Source organism: Nostoc sp. (genome assembly GCF_036919555.1).
Taxonomy (GTDB): domain Bacteria; phylum Cyanobacteriota; class Cyanobacteriia; order Cyanobacteriales; family Nostocaceae; genus Nostoc.
In genome coordinates this window covers 1-17074 of sequence record NZ_JBALCS010000114.1, presented here as the reverse complement: position 1 = coordinate 17074, position 17074 = coordinate 1, and the positions used below count along the sequence as shown (strand labels likewise).

The window sequence follows — 17074 nt, the reverse complement described above, 5'->3', positions numbered from 1 at the left end:
TGGGGGCAAACATCTGTGCATAGGTGTCAACTTAAGCGCAAACCCTATTAAAACCTCGTTTCCAGCCAGAGGCTGGAAATGCTGCTCTTGGCGGCTCTGCCGCCAACAAGGGAGGCGGAGCCTCTAGAATGGCGTTCCCAGTCGGAGACTGGGAACGAGACAAGGATATTTGTAGGTTGGATTGAGGGACGAAACCCAACTTACGCTGGTTTTGGTTTTTGGCTTTAACCCAAGCGTATTGGTTAACTCAGGGTCTTTGTTGCAAAGTCCATAGCATATCTATGCCATAAGATAGCTGCTTTTTGAATGTATATATGCTTTGAAAGTTGGATAGAAGTATCTATAGCATAGGAATAAGTTAAAAACTACAGATAAAAGGTTTTGTGACTTACCTATAGACGCTTGTATGTTCAGGCAGTGCTTCCAGAACAATTATGTTGAACAGGAACGCCTATAGAAGAATCTGGAATGTCTGACGGAATCCTCAGAACAAACTAAAAAAGCGGCTTTTTCTAAGTTAGTAGTACTAGGTATATTTTCATAAATAACTTTATATATTTTGGCATTTTAATTCGTTTTACTACCAGCAAATTCTATTAATAACGATTTATGTATAGCTATTATTTACTACTATCACTGTGATGCTCAATTACCTTACTTCAGTAAGATGTACGCTCACTATCCCAACCGTTATTATATTTATTAAATGGAAATTACAGTTGAGGTAATGAGGTAAGTAATGACAACTAAATTGAAAGTTACAAATATTAAAGGTGATGACTGCGTCCAGAAAATAACTAAATCTATTCAGACTATGGTATCTGATGCCAAAGTAGATGTGGACGTTAATGCCAAAACCATAACTGTAGATGGTTCGGCTTCTGAAGAGACAATTAAACAGATAGTTCAATCTGCTGGTTATACTATAGAGGGCTATTAATTACATATCTAAATTTCTCAGGAGATTTAGATATGTAATTTAGCCAGCACAATTGCTTAATCATAATATATTCGCCCGTTTTCCGGGCGGAATATTATTAACAAATTACTCTACTTGATCAAGAATATTTTCCTCCTCTGGCACACTTGAAATACTTGACTTTCGCCTAACTTATAAGCTGTAACAGATACAGCTAAAGATCGGAGAATTTTGAAAGTATTGCTGTATATTTATTTTCTCTGACACAATTGTTAAATTTTCCGGTACTCGTTTTCAGGAACGAATTAACATTGGGTCATAAATTTGACACTCTTGAACACCATAATTGCTCAGAATAGAGCTAGCATGATCAAGCTCATTGTCTGCACCACTAACGATGAGTATGTAATTGCCTTGATCAATTTGCTCGTTGTAAAAGCGTGCCCACTCATCTGCTATTCCTAGTCTCATAGGGTCAAACCGCTCACTTAAATTAACGCCTATTGACCCTTTGAATTGAGAGAAGTCTTTGCAAATTAAGGAAATCTGGTTTACTGAAAAACCTGCGATACACATATTCTTAATTGCCGCTTCAGCATTATCTATGTTATTAAAGCAACTAACAGCATACTTTGACATTATCCCACTTTTACTAGGAATGGCAGTAGCAGAAGTCGTTGTGGTCAGATAATTTGTAGTTACATATTCACTGTTGAGATGCTCGTAAATGCCAAACTCTTCAATACCCCAACGCTGTAAAATTGCTGCTACTTTAGCAATTTCAACAGATGTACAATCCACGATTATTAAATAGTGTCCATACTCTACTCGCTCGTTATATGTTCTAGCTTGCTCTTCCGACATTCCCCAACCAACTAATGCACCAGCAAAAGTCCCAGTAGCAGCACCAATACTTGCGCCTACAAGGGTTGTAACCAAAGCAGTTGCGGCTGCGCCAGCCAGCATTATTGGCCCAACTCCAGGGATTGCTAAAGTCCCAAGACCTACTAATAAACCAGTCAACCCACCAACAGCGCCCCCTGAAAGCCCTCCTACTGTTGCACCTTCGTCAGCTTTATCACCAGTGCGCTCTTTAATTTGATCATCGGCAATCTCATGATTGCGGTCTGTATTTTGTACAACTACAGATACTTTCTCCATCGCCAAGCCAGAATCTCTCAACTCATGTAGTGCCTGTTCTGCATCTCGACGATGAGTAAATACGCCTACAGCACGTTGATATTGACTTAAAACCATTATTACTCCTTGGTAGTAGGGGAAAATTAATCACCGACAAATTTAGTATTTCAGTACTTATAATATTAAATACGAGTTTGTTTAACTGAAAATCATCTTAAGTAATAAAATATATTTGCAAACGTTGCTACTCAACTGAGGAAAATAATCTCAAAGAAACTGTTGGGGTGGGAAGTGGGAAGTAAGGAATGTTTGGTGTAGTTCCATAAATTGAAAAATTGCGATCGCACCAGGAGACGATGATAGTCTCTAAGTGTGGTTGAGATCGCCACTAAAGTAACCATCTTCACGCAATTAAAACTTATAACTCCTCATCCTTAACCTCTGGCTGATAAACATACCACATTGCCAAAATGCTCAGGTGTTTCTCTTGCCCCCATATTCAGACTCCAGAAGCGTCAACAACTTCTCTTCTATAGCAGTCAAATAAGGACGATTCAGCTTCTCCAATGACTGCAACAGATTTTTGACTGTCTCCTCCAAAGAATCAGAATATATTCGCACAAGGCGATCGCACTTTTTTTGGGTCATCTAACACAATCGCATTGCTCCCTGTTGCACATGCGTTGCTACAAAGTACCGAGTCAACGTTTAAAACAAAGTTAGAGAAAGAGTAGGTTAGCTTATGCAAGCCGATGCATTCACAATGTAAGCCAACGCATTTACAAGGCGGCTGACGCATTCACAATGTAAGCTAACGCATTAACAAGGCGGCCGATGCATTCGCAATGCAAGCCAACGCATTAACAAGGCGGCCGATGCATTCACAAGGCGGCTGATGCATTCACAATGCAAGCCGATGCATTAACTTAAGTTTGTAGTGCGATCGCCTGATTTTCAACCGACGCTAACACTCTTCAAACGCTAGCGTGTCAAAAATAACAAGATTATACATAGGTTACAAATTTGGTATTATGTATCATTCCGTAAAACCCTAAATGGCTGATTATTGCTTTCCCATGTACGAATGTCCAAGTAAAGTTGTGTCTGGCGAAAGTAGATTTCTTCGTAAGCAAGCCGCAAACTACGCTCAAGACTGTTCGGTTCAACATCAACAGCGTTGTTAGAGCCAAGCACTTTGCGTAAGCCAATGGACAGAATTTCCACCAAATCATGACCACGACAGATTTCCCAGGGATCATGATTATTGCTTTTCTGACTCTTTAGCTGTTGTTGCAAATCTTCATCTTTCAAAGAGTAGGCTTGGGATTTATTCTTAACCTCCTGAATCAGCTTGACTTCATCAATTTGCAGAGTTTGCTCATCAATGAACTTACTAAATTTAATACCATCAAAGGTTAGGTTTAATCCTTCACAATTAGAGATCCAAAGCAAATAACCTACCGACATCCCATTTTCAACTAATACTAATCTTACACCTCGATTAAACTTGGCAATTTTCTCTTCAGAACCAAACTCAGCGAGTAGTTTGTTAAATGCTTGTGAGTTAATCAGCATAGTTTCAAGGTCATGGCTGTCGGTGCGAAGCAGATTATGGCTGGTGTATAACAGAGTTTCAAGGCGCTCAAAATCTGCATCAATAATCGCCAAAACTCCCTGAACATTTGATTGCTCTAAAATTTTTAAAATTTCAATAGCACGCTGCTTACTAGAGGGTTTTCCCGATGTTTCGACTAACTCACAAACTAATTGGTCAACAAATCGCTGATAGAAAGTTTTATCAGAACTTCCTTCCACTAATAAAAAAGTTCCAGTATATGTGCTTCGTCGTAATTGTATTTGATTAGCAACACGGTAAACTGTTAGGGAATCTCTCATTTTTGTGGACCTTTCAGTTCAACCGTCAAATTCCAGCGGTCTTGAATGATATCTGGTGAATGAGTAGCCATTAGTATATTTAAATCTGCAAGTTGTGTAATGTCTTGCAAGTCCTTTAAAAACTGAACCTGCCATCCTACATGAAGAGATAATTCCGGCTCATCAATTAAAACTAGAGAATTAGGTTGAACTTTAAATAGTAATTCATATAGAAGAACTAACTCATGTTGCTCACCAGATGATAAATCTGTTGGCAAAAGAGTTTTTGAATTAGATAATGGGGAGTCATAACTTGTTGTGACAACGAATCCCTTTTCTTTACTAAAGTTGATTTCTTTAAAGGAATAGTCAAACTTCTTATTAATAATCTTCCTTAATAACTCAATCTTGCTTGCTATTTCAGCAAAAACACTCAGCTTCTTTTCCACATCCTCAACATATACCGACAAAGCATTTTTGGTGCTTTCATCTATATCTTGAGGCTGGATTTGAACTTCTGAATCTTCATCTTTATCTAAAAGACCTACTTCTAAAAGACGAGAGCGAGTTGCTTCAAGTTCGTTTAGTTCATGACGAAGTTGTTCATTCGTTAAGTCTGCGGATAGCTGTTGCTTCACTACCCTAACTGGAAAAGTTCTGTCAAGAGATTGAGATATTGTACCGTATTCCTTAAATTTATCTTGCATGATCTGAGCAAGTTCATCAGAATAAGCAGATACAGTAGACAACATTAAAGGTGTTCCACGATACGTTTTTCCAGAACGTTTAGGGACAAAATTCAGCAAACGTTGTGATTCAATGAGGCGAATATGAATATTTTTCTTCAATTCTTCTAGCCACATAGGCTCTTCTTGTTGTCTTAAGTTTAAAGGCAATAAATTGTCAAAACGCTCTACAACTTCATCTAAAGAAAGAGTTTCTCCAGTAGGATCATATAGCCATTTTCGAGAAGCTATTCGTTCTAGCCCTGGTATCACATTATCCAAAATCCCAAGCGGAAAGTCTGTGTCAGAGCGAATATTTATTGGCTTTAGAGAAAAAGAAGCTGCCTCTGAATCAGGCTGATAAAAATTCAACCCAATATTATTCTTTTCAGAGTCCTCTGCATTCTCGGCATTTTTTATTATTTCAACACTACTATTATTATCAAATTCAACTCTAAAATTTCTAAATGGGATAGCTCTTAACTGTGAGTATCGGGAGTTAAAAAAACTATTCAAAATTCTTAAAATCGCTGTTTTACCAAAACCATTTGGGCCATGAATAATGGTAATTCGTTCATCCATGTTCAATGGAATCACATGGTCAAAAATTCCAAATAAGCCACTGACAGAAATTTGCTTAATTCGCATAGTCATTTAGTCCTATAGGCATTGGCTTGAGCATAATATACCTTTAAGTCTACAGCCTAAATTTGTGCCAACAGACGCTAATTCAGCGATCGCTCGTTTTAACGCTAGTGCGAGGTACAGGGATTACTTTAGATATATCAGTAAATTCAATCCCGGAATTGTGCGGGAAAGTGTCCATAAAACTAGAATGATGTAAATTACACCCAAACACCATTGATACCAAGCAAGTGCAGAGATGATACCTGGTAAGTGTTCGTCTCGCAGGCGGATGTCGTTAAATCCTAATTTAAGTAGGTTGTTGAGGCTAAAATCATAGTAGTTGAGCCAGTTCCAATGGCGATCGCTTTGTAGGGGCATATATCGTTCACGAAATGTCTGATTCCTTGGTATCACTGGCAAACGTCCAATCAACAATCGTAACTGGCGAAATGTGCCGTCTTCTGTGAAGTAAGAAACGTCCATTAAATCGTGATAACGACCTTGTTGGTAAAGTCGGATCAATAAAGCCATTGGGACGGGGACAATAATTATTAAAAGACACCCCAATGTCAGCCAAGGTTGTTCAGCATTGCGAAAGATAGCTAATAAGCTAAAAAATTCTAAAACGCTAAAACTGACTAATATCGAAATCGTTTCGTAGGATGTGGGGATAATTGGTAGCGGATGCAGCCGACGATAGCGATCCACTAGCCAAAATAGTAAGCCGAAATAAGCGATCGCTAATCCTCCCACGCCAAACACTAACCAAAAATTTGTACCATAGCCACTCAACAACAGCAATACACTTAATGCCAACCAACTCCAAGCTTGTAGTAACCATTCACCGATAGAAAGTGCTTCACCTACAATTAAGCGATCGCTCAATTGTGTATATTTTTCTAAATCGATGTCTGCTAAGGAGAGTAACTCACTGCTGTTGCGAAATGGTTTTATTAGACGACGCTGGGCGATCGCTTCGGCTTGAGTTGCAGAAAAACCCAGGTTAATCAAGTTTGCAACAGTTGCACTATTAATATTTGTAGCCGTCAGACGATGGCCAAACTCTATTAATCGTAGTCGCTGTTTTGTGTATTCCAGTTCATTAGCATCGCTAACTTGCTGTTGCTGACGAAAATTTTGCCCCAAATTCCGCAAGACATTTTGATTACCTTGCAATGTTGGGATGCAAAACATCTTACCAATCTCACCGGGATTACCTAAAATTTTTGCTTGGTTGGAGTTAAAAGTTAAACCACGTACGCTTAAACAAGCTTCTGGAGTAAATATCGCATCGCTAAAATCTGCTTGGTTAAGAATGTTCGCACCTTGCAGATTTACCGATTGGTTAAACTGCGCTTCCCGGAAGCTCACAGCTTGCTCAAAAGTCGCTTCTGTTAAAAGGAGGAACTGATTAAAATTCGCTTTAGTAAACTGTACTTGATTGCCAAAGCGCACATCAGAAAAATCAGCATTTCCTTGCCACTGCACACTATTGAATTTAGCTAACTGCTTAAAAGTTACTTGGTTGAAGTTGGCAGTTTTTTCAAAGATGCTGCCTTGAAAATCAGCAAATTCCTGAAATTTGGTTTGTTTAAAATTAGCTTTTTCAAAAAAAATACTGCCTTGAAAATTGCTTTGTTGGCGGAAGTTAGCACTGGTGAAACTAACGGAACGACCAAATCTGGTTTCAGTCCAGTTAGTGGGTTGGAGAAAAGTTGCACCTTGGGCATCCACAGACTGAAGAAAGAATGTATTGGGGAACTTGACTTCGCCATTGAAGCGAGTTTGTACCAGTGTCAATGCATCACGAAAGACGGCGATTTCACTGGATGGAATTGGCTGTGTTCCCAAAAGCGATCGACAATCTTTGGAGTTGGGTAAAGGGTAGGCGTAGCCCATCGTAGACATTGTGAGTGACTGCAAGCAAACGAAGCGTAAACGTTCTAGTTCTTCTTGTTCGGTAGCTGTGAATATGGGAGCAATGGCTTGCGAGTATAAGGGTGTTCTTAAACCCAAATCGCTACCCACAAAATCCCCCAGAATCAGGGCATAGCTGAGGTCTAAACCCAGAGGTTTTGCACCTAGTTCTTTTCGCAGCAGTTGGTAAAAAGCATCACGAAAGCTGGCGTTTTCTGGGCGCAAATCAATCACCATCTTCTGCAAATCCACGGTCAAATTGCCTTCGCGGAGTGTTGGTGTGCGTAGACGTTCTTGTAATAATTTTAGGGTTAAGGGTGTGCGTTCTGGTTGCGTTTGTGCTGCCCAAGCAGGTTGGGGGAGGAAGAGGAGAATTGATAAAACGCAAAGGAACGCAAAGGAAACCGCAGAGGAGCGCAGAGAACCTCCTTTGGGTGCGTTTGCGTTTAACCTATGTATGCCTATGCGTTTAAAAAATAAATTATGCAAGTTGTTGGATCATTCGTCGCTAATCTGTAGAACAATTTTAGCTGTCACAGAACCGCTTTCAATTAATTGGTGGGCTTTAGCCGCTTCTTTTAAAGGAAGCTTGTGACTAACATTGATTTTTAACTTGTTTTCATCGATCCAGGTGGCACATTGTTTGAGAATTTCTGCATGGTGTTGGAGGCTCTCTTCTAATCCTAGCAACGCTGGTGTCAACATTAATTCAAAACCAATGCGGAGATTACGTAGTCTAGCAGTTTTCCAAACAGTATTGGCATCTGGTTCGAGAATCGTCACAATATCGCCATATACTCGCACTGCGGGGAAGGTTTTGTGAAAGGTTTCGCCGCCTATGGTGTCAAAAGCCAAGTCTACGCCTTCGCCACCAGTCCAATCTAATATCGCTTGCACAAAGTCTGTTTGTTTGTAAAAAATTACATGGTCTGCACCGAGTTCTTTGACGAAATTAGCTTTTTCCTCAGAACTGACTGTGGTGGAAACAGTAGCACCTTTGAGTTTCGCCAATTGAATTGCTACATGACCGACACCACCAGCACCCGCATGAATCAAAACCCGTTCCCCAGGTTCCAATCTTCCCCGTTCATATAAAGCTTCCCAGGCGGTGATTAACACCAAAAGCGCTGCTGCTGCTTCGGCAAAGGAGATAGATGCGGGTTTAAGTGCCACAAACCGCTCATCAACAACGGTATATTCAGCATAATTTCCTTGGTGTGCGCCCAAGCCGCCATAGCAAAAATATACTTCATCATCTGGGCGAAAACGCTGAACACTAGCACCCACCGCTTCGATTATACCGGCACCATCACATCCTAAAATTGTCGGCAGGCGATCGGGGTAGAAAGTGCCTCGGCTACGAAGTTTTGTGTCAATGGGGTTAATGCCAGCCGCCACCAAACGTATTAAGAGTTCAGTATTACCTACAGGAACAGCAGGGTTTGGCACTTCCTGTACTTGCAGAACTTCGGGACTGCCATCTGCTGTCATCAAGACTGCTTTCACAACTCTTTCCTCCTGGCTTTAAGATGCACGTTCATTTGCAACTTTAGCGCAAGAGGGTGGATACAGAGCTATGTCTGAGGGAAAACCGCGTAGGCGTAGCCCGTCGTAGACATCGCCATCAACTCAAACTTTTAGAGTGATCCAGTTCTATTTTCTGCTGCTCTAGAAAATAAGAACCTTGATGTTGTAAAGACGATAAGGAAAAAGCCTCAACCCCTTAATTTATCCCCCTTTCCCCTCCCCTTGACAAATCCTGCTTTTCCTTAACTTGTCACCTATCGGGGTGACGGTAAAAGTCAAGCTAGAATTGGGAAGTAACGAAGCAATTAAACAAGCGATCGCAGGTGGTTTAGGAATTTCTGTTTTATCCCGTCATACTTTACTATTAGATGCCTCAGAGTTTAGCATTTTAGTATGTACAACACTTCCCCATTCAGCGAAATTGGTACATGGTTTACCCATCTGGCAAGCAGCTATCTATCGTCGCTCGTGCCTATTATGAGTATCTCCTAGCTGCGGCAAAAAATATTGTCCAGCAAAATGCTGATACTACTTTTAGTACGCTTGAACCAATTCACGGGTAAAATAATTCATAATTACGAATTACGAATTACCTAAAGGGGTTGACGGTTAGACCGGGAAGCATTGACAATTAACCAGCAGAATCATTAGAAATGGGGGAAAACTGGCAGTGGTTAACCCGGAAATACCATCTTGGCGCAAAACAGTACAAAGCGAGATTGTAGCTGTTACCGTGTATTCTGACAGAGCATTGGTTACACGGCGGGGTGTAGTTTCTTTGACAGGAATTGAACAGGAATTAATAATTACACCAGTGCCAGTGACTCTAGAAACTGAGTCTGTCAGGGTTAGCGGTACAGGTAGGGTAGGGGTGCGATTGGTGGGAGTTAGTAGCGATCGCATCTACACTACTGAACCTGTAGCGGAGCGAGTAGCACATTTGACAAGGCAAATTCAGCAATTAGAAACAGAAAAACGCCATCTGCAAGCCCAAGTGGATGCTTTAGCATTGCAGTCTAGTTTTATCGAAGGCTTACGGGAAAAAACAGAAGAACCATTTTCAGTGAGTTTGTCTCGGAAAAATCTCAGCCTCAGCGAAACTTTGGATTTCCTTAACTTTCTCGGAAGCCAGTATAGTGAGTATGCGATCGCATCTGGAGAGTGCAAAACCCAGCAGCAGGAATTAGACAAACAACTGCAATCACTCCACACCTCATTGCAAAAAATTCAAACACCCCATCCTAAAGAAAGTTTTAGCTTAGTTGTAGCGGTTGAAGTTACGGGTGAAGGCGAATTTGAATTAGAGCTATCATACTTAGTGAATCGCGCTAGTTGGACTCCCCTTTATGACTTGCGCTTTAGCACTACTAGCGATATTGTGCATCTGAGCTATCTTGCAGAAATCACCCAAAGCAGTGGCGAAGATTGGATTGGTGCAAATCTCACCCTTTCTACCGCTAAACCAGGATTAGGTACACTCCCACCCAAACTTGAACCTTGGTATATTGATGCGCCACGTCCACAAAGAGTGCGAGAACGACGCTCTCGACTAGCTGCCCAGCCGCCACTGCTGCCTACCATACCAGAACCGCCTGCTTCTGCTGCTAGAGCAGATTGGCAAGAAGAAGACGAAATTGCAGAGGATAGTCTTATCCCAGCAGAAACCGTGATAGCAGAAGTATCCAAAGAAGGGAGTGTAGTTACCTTTAAATTGAATGGTGGTGGTAACATTCCCAGTGATGGCGCACCTCATAAAACGACGATTTTCAACGATGATTATGCTTGTAACTTTGACTATGTGGCAATGCCGCGCTTGGTAAGCTTTGCTTATTTGCAAGCTAATGTGAAAAATAGTCCTAATGGTGCGACTTTGTTATCAGGTAAAGCGAATATTTTCCGCGACAACGTTTTTGTTGGGACAACTCAGTTAGAGAATATTGCACCAGGGCAAGAATTTAAACTTAATTTAGGAATTGATGAAGGTTTAAAAATTGAGCGCGATTTAGTTGAGCGTCTGGTAGACAAAAGATTGATTAGCAACCAGCGCCGAATTACTTATAGTTATCGGTTGATAATTACTAACTTACTGGAGAAAGAAGTAAATCTGAAAGTAACTGAACAATTGCCAGTTAGCCGCAACCAGCAAATTAAAGTGCGCCTCAGTCGCAGCAACCCACAAATTCAACTTGGTGAAATGGGGATTTTAGAATGGCAGTTAACTCTTCCACCCCAAGAGCGACGAGAGATATATTACCAGTTTAATGTTGAATATCCGCTTGAGTTAATAGTAGTTGGATTAGATATTTAAACAACATTACTAATGTGACTTAGACAAAAAACACTCAAAAAATAGCCTCAAATCTATATACAGAAAGGCTTAACCCCTGAGCAAATTAGCAATCTTCTTACGCCCACATATCCAAATCCAGCACGAGAACAATAGTCATTAGAGAACGCTTATGAATACGCCTAGAATCTTTGCTGATTTTCATAATGCTGATAATCAGGGTCTCCTACGTCTAAACTGTATTGGCACAGTTGAAGACCTAGCTCGTCAGAACATTGAATTGCAAGACGGAAAATTGCTCACATTATACAGTGATGATTTAGAAGTAGAGGGAGTGATACAGTATTTCACTGAAGAACAGTTGTGGGTTGCTGCGATTGATTGGAATGCAATCAAGCAAATGGATGATCTTGCAGTTCAGGTAAAATACTAAATGTTTTGGTGTGGTATAGCCAACAACTGCACAGCAATGATTGGTCAATGTGTGAGATAAGTTACAAAACCTATCTGGAAAGCATAATTAGCAGAATATCGGTTAGAAGCGATCACTAAGGCGTAAGGTTGTCATCAAAGCAGCGATCGCTTGGCGGCAAAACTGCGAGAATTAAATATAGATCCAGATACTATTTAACTTCTGCGCTGTCTTGCTTGTGCCTGTTAACACGAATGCTATGCATCTTCAGGAAAAACCCATTTTGGCGGCTCCGTCATTTTTTTTCGCAGACGTTCTTGTGCCAACTCCAACATTTTGTCTAAGGGAGTCTCTTGAATAAATTTTGCAGCGACCTCTCTAAACTCGATATTGGGGCATTTATTCCCTAAAACACAACCGTTAACGCAGGCTTGGGCGCAGTTAATTTTTTGCTCCACAGTAAATTCCTCTCTAAAAGTTATGAGTTATAAGTTGCGAGTTATGATTTTCAACCTCCAGGTAAATTTTACCTTGTCAGTTGCTATCTCATTAGTCTAAATATCTACCATTTTGAAAGTTATCAGTTATGATTTTGACTTCTCACTTTTATTAAGGGCGCTCATGTCAGAAGTTTTTGCCACTACTGGAACTATCGCTGCGATCGCTACTGCTGTTGTTCCCCAACAGGGTAGCGTTGGCATTGTGCGGGTGTCGGGTTCGCAAGCAATGGCTTTAGCTCAAACTCTCTTTCAGGCACCAGGGCGACAAGTTTGGGAAACTCACCGGATTCTCTACGGTTACATTCGCCATCCCCAAACGCAACAATTGGTGGATGAAGCTCTGTTGCTAATTATGAAAGCGCCTCGTTCTTACACCCGTGAAGATGTAGTGGAATTCCATTGCCACGGGGGAATTATGGCAGTGCAGCAGGTGTTACAACTGTGTTTGGAAAATGGTGCAAGATTAGCGCAACCGGGAGAATTTACTCTCCGCGCCTTTTTGAATGGAAGATTGGATTTAACTCAAGCCGAAGGTATTGCTGATTTAGTGGGAGCGCGATCGCCCCAAGCTGCCCAAACTGCCTTAGCTGGTTTACAGGGAAAATTAGCTCATCCGATCCGGCAGTTACGCGGCAACTGTTTGGATATCTTGGCAGAAATCGAAGCTCGAATCGATTTTGAGGAAGACCTGCCTCCGTTGGATGATAAAGTCATAATATCAGAAATCGATAAAATTGCCGCAGAAATAACTAGATTATTGGAAACCAAAGACAAAGGTGAGTTGTTACGCACTGGTTTAAAAGTGGCAATTGTTGGACGTCCGAATGTGGGGAAATCGAGTTTATTGAACGCTTGGAGTCAGAGCGATCGCGCGATCGTGACTGATTTACCCGGTACAACCCGCGATGTGGTGGAATCACAGTTAGTTGTCGGGGGAATTCCCGTACAAGTGCTAGATACTGCGGGGATTCGGGAAACAACAGACCAAGTAGAAAAAATTGGTGTCGAGCGATCGCGTCGCGCTGCAAATGCAGCTGATTTAGTCTTGCTTACCATCGATGCTTCAGCTGGTTGGACCCAAGGCGATCGAGAAATTTACGAACAAGTGCAACATCGTCCATTGATTCTAGTGATTAACAAAATCGACTTAGTAGAAGAAAGCGAAAGAAAAACTCTTCAATTCAAAATCCAAAATCCAAAATCCAAAATTGTCACAGCAGCCGCCCAAAATCAAGGTATTGATGCTTTAGAAACAGCAATTTTAGAGATAGTTAAAGCAGAAAAAGTCCAAGCTGCTGATATGGATTTAGCCATTAACCAAAGGCAAGCAGCAGCCTTAACTCAAGCCAAAATTTCTTTAGAACAGGTACAAGCAACAATTGCCCAGCAACTCCCCCTTGATTTTTGGACAATTGATTTACGCGGTGCGATTCAAGCACTTGGAGAAATTACCGGAGAAGAAGTTACAGAATCAGTTTTAGATAGAATTTTTAGCAAATTTTGTATTGGGAAATAAAGGGTATATTGGTAAAAACAAAATACAATCCAACATTTATACTAATCTTTGTGAAGTTTCACCATTACTCAACTCAACCTACAATTGATAACTAAATGTACATCTCAATTCGCCAAGCAACCATACAAGATACGCTGATAGTTTCGGATGTGTTGTTAGAAGCAGCTTTGTGGCTTCAGGAGTATGGTATGCCTCTGTGGCGTGATAGCGAAGTTTCGCCAGAAAGTATCTCTGAAGATGTTGCTAACGGCTTGTTTTTCATTGCTGAATGGGCAGGTGAACCAGCTGGTACAATCAAGTTTCAGCTAGAGGATTTACTTTTCTGGCCGGACATTTCTCAGGAGGAGTCAGCATTTGTACATCGCCTTGCTATTCGGCGGCGTTACTCTGGTGGTAAAGTCTCTTCAGCACTGCTTAGTTGGGCAGTCAAACATGCACAAACACTTGGTAGACATTATTTACGTCTAGATTGTAAGGCTTCGCGTCCGCGCCTAAGAGCAATATATGAAGGCTTTGGTTTCCGTCATCACAGCGACAGACAAGTTGGTGCTTATTTTGTCTCTCGCTACGAATATGAAATACCTCCACAAGTCAGCTAAAATTATATGTCTTTTATCGATGAAATTAATCCTGTTAACGCATTGATTGTGGGAGCCAGCCAAGGTATTGGTTTAGGTTTTGTGAAAAAATTGCTACAAGATGACAGAATAGCCAAAGTTTATGCAACTTATCGTCAACCGAAATCAGCCTCCGATTTAATAGCTCTTGCAGGCGAAGATTCTGAGCGATTAATTTGTCTGGAGATGGATATTACTGACGAGTTGCAGATTGTTGAAGCTGTTCAAAAAATATCTGTCCAAGTTGACAAACTGCATTTGGTAGTCAACTGTGTAGGACTGTTGCATGAAGATAATTTGCAACCTGAAAAAAGCTTAAGACAGATAAATTCAGAAAATTTGCTGCGTTACTTTCAGATAAATAGTATTGGTGCTGTCTTGTTGGCTAAACATCTATTGCCTCTGTTTCGTCATGGAGAACGCAGTGTATTCGCCACTATTTCTGCTAAATTGGGTAGTATTGGCGATAACCAACTTGGTGGATGGTATGGCTATCGCGCTTCTAAAGCAGCACTCAATATGTTGATGCGAACTGCGGCAATTGAGTATAAAAGAAGTCGTCCTAAAACATTAATAGTGACATTACATCCTGGTACAACTGATACGCGTCTTTCGCGTCCTTTCCAGAGAAATGTACCTGCGGAACAATTATTTTCAGTAGAACGTACTGTTACTCAATTATTGGCTGTCATCGAACAGCTTCAAGAAGGCGATAGTGGACAGTTTTTCTCATGGAATGGCAGCAGATTGCCTTGGTAACTGCGTTACGCTGGTGCTAGTGAAACTCACGTTATTTGTAACCAAAGCCTATGAAGTTTTTTGTGCCAGCAGCCAGGGATGATGTTAAAGCGGAGCAGGTGTATAATGCGATCGCTCAGTCTGTCAAAGCACCAATAACCGAAAAACGTATTTGGAAGTTACAGTGGCGTGACAACGAAACTGATATGGAATACGAGGTAGGAAAACCTTTACCACCTTCTTACCAAACAGGGAAAGAGCTAGTTCTGGCAATCTTTGAGTGTGAAAACCTTTATAAGATTTGTACTCTTAGCCGTGGAGGAGTAAAGGGAGAACCTATTTTGGTTGGAAAAAACTCTCAATCCTCAGCAACATATTTTTCAGATAATGTAAACAATTGACTCTACATTTGAAGGTGCGATCGCTCTGGTAAGGTAGTAGATAAAATCGCCCACCAGATATCTTAAAGTATGACTAACATTCAGATTTCTTTGCCTGAGTCGATGAAAGTCTTTGTCGAGGAACAAGTAGCTAAAGGCGGTTATAGTTCAGCCAGTGAATATCTTCAAGAGCTAATCTTTCAAGACCAACAGCACAAAGGTCAAGAACGAAAACATGCTCAGTTGATGGCGAAGCTTCAGACACAAGGTCAACTAAATAATCAGGAGTTTGAACTAATTGCAGATAATTTAGCTGACGAGTTTGCAACATACTTTGGGTTAAATTTACCTGTGCTGTCAGATTATGCTGTGACTCGTGAGAGTATTTACGAGGATCATCCTTAGCAGTGATATACCTGATAGACACTAATATCCTGCTGCGTTTTGTAGATCGCACTCACCCGCTACACCCAATAATACGAACTGCGATCCGAAAACTGCGACAGGATGGACATACACTGCAAATTACGGTGCAAAACTGTGTTGAGTTTTGGAATGTTGCTACAAGACCAGCCACAAAAAACGGATTTGGCTTGACACCAACAGATGCAGATCGGTTGCTGCGACTGATTGAGCGCCTCTTTCCATTGTTGCCTGATATGCCTACTATTTATCCTGAGTGGCGTAAGCTTGTCGTCGCATTCAGTGTGTCAGGTATCCAAGTGCATGATGCTCGTCTCGTTGCTAATATGAAGGCAAATAGTGTGACGCATATTTTGACATTCAATACTAAAGATTTCATTCGCTATGCATCTGAAGGAATTGTAGCGGTTGATCCAACAACACTGTAATTGTTATTTTTCAGCGTGCGATCGCTAGGATGCTATAGCCATGATGACTCCAGAAATACTTACAAAACTCATAGCTGAAGGCGAAACTTTGACTGTAGAGTTTAAAAGCGATCGCAAACCACTATCCGATAATGATTTGGTAGATGGATGCGTTAGTTATCAGAAATCCAGGAGGTTTTGTTGAAGGCATTCAATTGGATTCTTTATTAATTAGCGGTCCTTTACCAAGAAATCCATTACTCGCTGATATCTTCAAGCGAATAGGTCTGGTAGAACGTACTGGTCGTGGTATTGGACTTATATATTCTGGTCAATTACGTACTGGACATCCACTACCAGATTATTCAGCGACTACCAATTCAAATGTTGTTGTTCGGTTACCTGGTGGAAAAGCTGATTTAGATTTTGTGAAAATTATTTTAGCTGAGGAGAGGCGACTAAAACGGCTGCTTACCTTGGATGAACTAATACTCCTCAATTATCTTAGGCAAGAAGGAGAAATAAATATCGTTGAAGCGGGGCGTCTGACTCAAAAAGGAGAGTCCAATGCTCGCCGCGTCCTTGAAGAATTGATGGAGAATGGTTTGGTAGAGCGAATCAAGACTGCACGGCAGCGAGAGTACCATCTTAGTGCCTCAGTTTATCGCCAAATGGGGCGTTCAGCAGCATACGTTCGCCGTCGTGGGTTTGAAGAACTACAGATGGAACAGATGATTGTGCAATACATAAGTAAGCATGAACGTATTACACGAACACAAACAGCTGATTTATGCCGCATTAATGTTCGTCAATCGACCTACTTACTGAGTAAACTTGCCCGTCGAGGACTGATACACCAAATGGGGATTGGAGGACGTGGTGCTTACTATATCTTGACCAAAGATGCCAAGGCATCTGTAGATTTAATTGAAGATGCCAAACCACATACAACCTTGACCGAAAATATAGATATATAGCAACCGCCAAGGTACTTAGGACGTAAAATGTAAGACGTGCTCAATGGCATCTCGTAAACAATCAAACTGCGCTAGTTTTTTGCGGAT

Annotated in this window: 17 protein-coding genes and 1 pseudogene; 11 read left to right on the top strand and 7 right to left on the bottom strand. The window is 41.1% G+C overall.

Annotated features, from left to right (window positions below; translation table 11 throughout):
* Positions 1-739 precede the first annotated feature (739 nt).
* Entirely contained in the window at positions 740-940 is a 201-nt protein-coding gene (locus V7K36_RS31335; protein WP_335121678.1) for a heavy-metal-associated domain-containing protein, read from the top strand.
* Between the two features lie 273 nt (positions 941-1213).
* Here V7K36_RS31335 and V7K36_RS31330 read toward each other — a convergent pair whose 3' ends face one another.
* From V7K36_RS31330 to V7K36_RS31305, 6 genes are all read right to left on the bottom strand, one after another.
* Complete coding sequence (locus V7K36_RS31330; protein WP_335121676.1) at positions 1214-2176, bottom strand: general stress protein; 963 nt, start codon at positions 2174-2176, stop codon at positions 1214-1216.
* Between the two features lie 357 nt (positions 2177-2533).
* Positions 2534-2707, bottom strand: coding sequence for a hypothetical protein (locus V7K36_RS31325; protein WP_335121674.1), 174 nt, complete (start codon positions 2705-2707; stop codon positions 2534-2536).
* A 381-nt stretch (positions 2708-3088) separates the two neighbouring features.
* Positions 3089-3955 carry a DUF4435 domain-containing protein gene (locus V7K36_RS31320; RefSeq protein WP_335121672.1) on the bottom strand — a complete coding sequence of 289 codons (867 nt, stop codon included), beginning with the start codon at positions 3953-3955 and terminating at the stop codon, positions 3089-3091.
* Complete coding sequence (locus tag V7K36_RS31315) at positions 3952-5307, bottom strand: AAA family ATPase (protein WP_335121670.1); 1356 nt, start codon at positions 5305-5307, stop codon at positions 3952-3954. The genes V7K36_RS31320 and V7K36_RS31315 overlap by 4 nt, the downstream gene beginning before the upstream one ends.
* Before the next feature lie 123 nt (positions 5308-5430).
* Entirely contained in the window at positions 5431-7692 is a 2262-nt protein-coding gene (locus V7K36_RS31310) for a pentapeptide repeat-containing protein (protein ID WP_335121668.1), read from the bottom strand.
* Between the two features lie 9 nt (positions 7693-7701).
* Positions 7702-8709, bottom strand: a complete 1008-nt coding sequence (locus V7K36_RS31305; protein WP_335121666.1) for a zinc-dependent alcohol dehydrogenase family protein — start codon at positions 8707-8709, stop codon at positions 7702-7704.
* A gap of 280 nt (positions 8710-8989) precedes the next feature.
* Here V7K36_RS31305 and V7K36_RS31300 point away from each other — a divergent pair.
* The 3 genes and pseudogenes from V7K36_RS31300 to V7K36_RS31290 all read left to right on the top strand — a co-directional run.
* Positions 8990-9293: pseudogene (locus V7K36_RS31300) on the top strand (LysR substrate-binding domain-containing protein); the annotation flags it as partial.
* 107 nt (positions 9294-9400) lie between these two features.
* Positions 9401-11038, top strand: a complete 1638-nt coding sequence (locus V7K36_RS31295) for a mucoidy inhibitor MuiA family protein (RefSeq protein WP_335121664.1) — start codon at positions 9401-9403, stop codon at positions 11036-11038.
* A 151-nt stretch (positions 11039-11189) separates the two neighbouring features.
* Complete coding sequence (locus V7K36_RS31290) at positions 11190-11450, top strand: hypothetical protein (RefSeq protein WP_335121662.1); 261 nt, start codon at positions 11190-11192, stop codon at positions 11448-11450.
* Positions 11451-11686: 236 nt separating this feature from the next.
* Here V7K36_RS31290 and V7K36_RS31285 read toward each other — a convergent pair whose 3' ends face one another.
* The gene (locus V7K36_RS31285; protein ID WP_335121660.1) at positions 11687-11887 is read right to left on the bottom strand and encodes a hypothetical protein; all 201 of its coding nucleotides are present in this window, start codon (positions 11885-11887) and stop codon (positions 11687-11689) included.
* A gap of 163 nt (positions 11888-12050) precedes the next feature.
* On the opposite strand from V7K36_RS31285, the gene mnmE reads away from it, so the two are divergent.
* The 7 genes from mnmE to V7K36_RS31250 all read left to right on the top strand — a co-directional run bounded on the left by mnmE (position 12051) and on the right by V7K36_RS31250 (position 16987).
* Positions 12051-13445 carry a tRNA uridine-5-carboxymethylaminomethyl(34) synthesis GTPase MnmE gene (gene mnmE / locus V7K36_RS31280; protein ID WP_335121658.1) on the top strand — a complete coding sequence of 465 codons (1395 nt, stop codon included), beginning with the start codon at positions 12051-12053 and terminating at the stop codon, positions 13443-13445.
* 95 nt (positions 13446-13540) lie between these two features.
* Positions 13541-14044, top strand: coding sequence for a GNAT family N-acetyltransferase (locus V7K36_RS31275; RefSeq protein WP_335121656.1), 504 nt, complete (start codon positions 13541-13543; stop codon positions 14042-14044).
* Positions 14045-14050: 6 nt separating this feature from the next.
* Complete coding sequence (locus V7K36_RS31270) at positions 14051-14821, top strand: SDR family NAD(P)-dependent oxidoreductase (RefSeq protein WP_335121654.1); 771 nt, start codon at positions 14051-14053, stop codon at positions 14819-14821.
* 50 nt (positions 14822-14871) lie between these two features.
* Positions 14872-15201 (top strand): hypothetical protein, encoded by a 330-nt coding sequence (locus tag V7K36_RS31265; RefSeq protein WP_335121652.1) that lies wholly within the window; start codon positions 14872-14874, stop codon positions 15199-15201.
* Between the two features lie 69 nt (positions 15202-15270).
* On the top strand, positions 15271-15585 hold the full coding sequence (locus V7K36_RS31260) for a ribbon-helix-helix domain-containing protein (protein ID WP_335121650.1): 315 nt from the start codon (positions 15271-15273) through the stop codon (positions 15583-15585).
* A gap of 2 nt (positions 15586-15587) precedes the next feature.
* Positions 15588-16031 carry a type II toxin-antitoxin system VapC family toxin gene (locus V7K36_RS31255; protein WP_335121648.1) on the top strand — a complete coding sequence of 148 codons (444 nt, stop codon included), beginning with the start codon at positions 15588-15590 and terminating at the stop codon, positions 16029-16031.
* 143 nt (positions 16032-16174) lie between these two features.
* Complete coding sequence (locus tag V7K36_RS31250; RefSeq protein WP_335121646.1) at positions 16175-16987, top strand: ATP-binding protein; 813 nt, start codon at positions 16175-16177, stop codon at positions 16985-16987.
* The last annotated feature ends 87 nt before the right edge of the window (positions 16988-17074 follow it).

Excerpts from the sequence above, each read along its gene's own strand:
- V7K36_RS31325 (WP_335121674.1), bottom strand. The coding sequence starts at position 2,707 with ATGACCCAAAAAAAGTGCGATCGCCTTGTGCGAATATATTCTGATTCT.
- mnmE (WP_335121658.1), top strand. The coding sequence starts at position 12,051 with ATGTCAGAAGTTTTTGCCACTACTGGAACTATCGCTGCGATCGCTACT.
- V7K36_RS31265 (WP_335121652.1), top strand. The coding sequence starts at position 14,872 with ATGAAGTTTTTTGTGCCAGCAGCCAGGGATGATGTTAAAGCGGAGCAG.
- V7K36_RS31315 (WP_335121670.1), bottom strand. The coding sequence starts at position 5,307 with ATGCGAATTAAGCAAATTTCTGTCAGTGGCTTATTTGGAATTTTTGAC.
- V7K36_RS31260 (WP_335121650.1), top strand. The coding sequence starts at position 15,271 with ATGACTAACATTCAGATTTCTTTGCCTGAGTCGATGAAAGTCTTTGTC.
- V7K36_RS31320 (WP_335121672.1), bottom strand. The coding sequence starts at position 3,955 with ATGAGAGATTCCCTAACAGTTTACCGTGTTGCTAATCAAATACAATTA.
- V7K36_RS31290 (WP_335121662.1), top strand. The coding sequence starts at position 11,190 with ATGAATACGCCTAGAATCTTTGCTGATTTTCATAATGCTGATAATCAG.
- V7K36_RS31275 (WP_335121656.1), top strand. The coding sequence starts at position 13,541 with ATGTACATCTCAATTCGCCAAGCAACCATACAAGATACGCTGATAGTT.
- V7K36_RS31330 (WP_335121676.1), bottom strand. The coding sequence starts at position 2,176 with ATGGTTTTAAGTCAATATCAACGTGCTGTAGGCGTATTTACTCATCGT.
- V7K36_RS31270 (WP_335121654.1), top strand. The coding sequence starts at position 14,051 with ATGTCTTTTATCGATGAAATTAATCCTGTTAACGCATTGATTGTGGGA.
- V7K36_RS31250 (WP_335121646.1), top strand. The coding sequence starts at position 16,175 with ATGGATGCGTTAGTTATCAGAAATCCAGGAGGTTTTGTTGAAGGCATT.
- V7K36_RS31335 (WP_335121678.1), top strand. The coding sequence starts at position 740 with ATGACAACTAAATTGAAAGTTACAAATATTAAAGGTGATGACTGCGTC.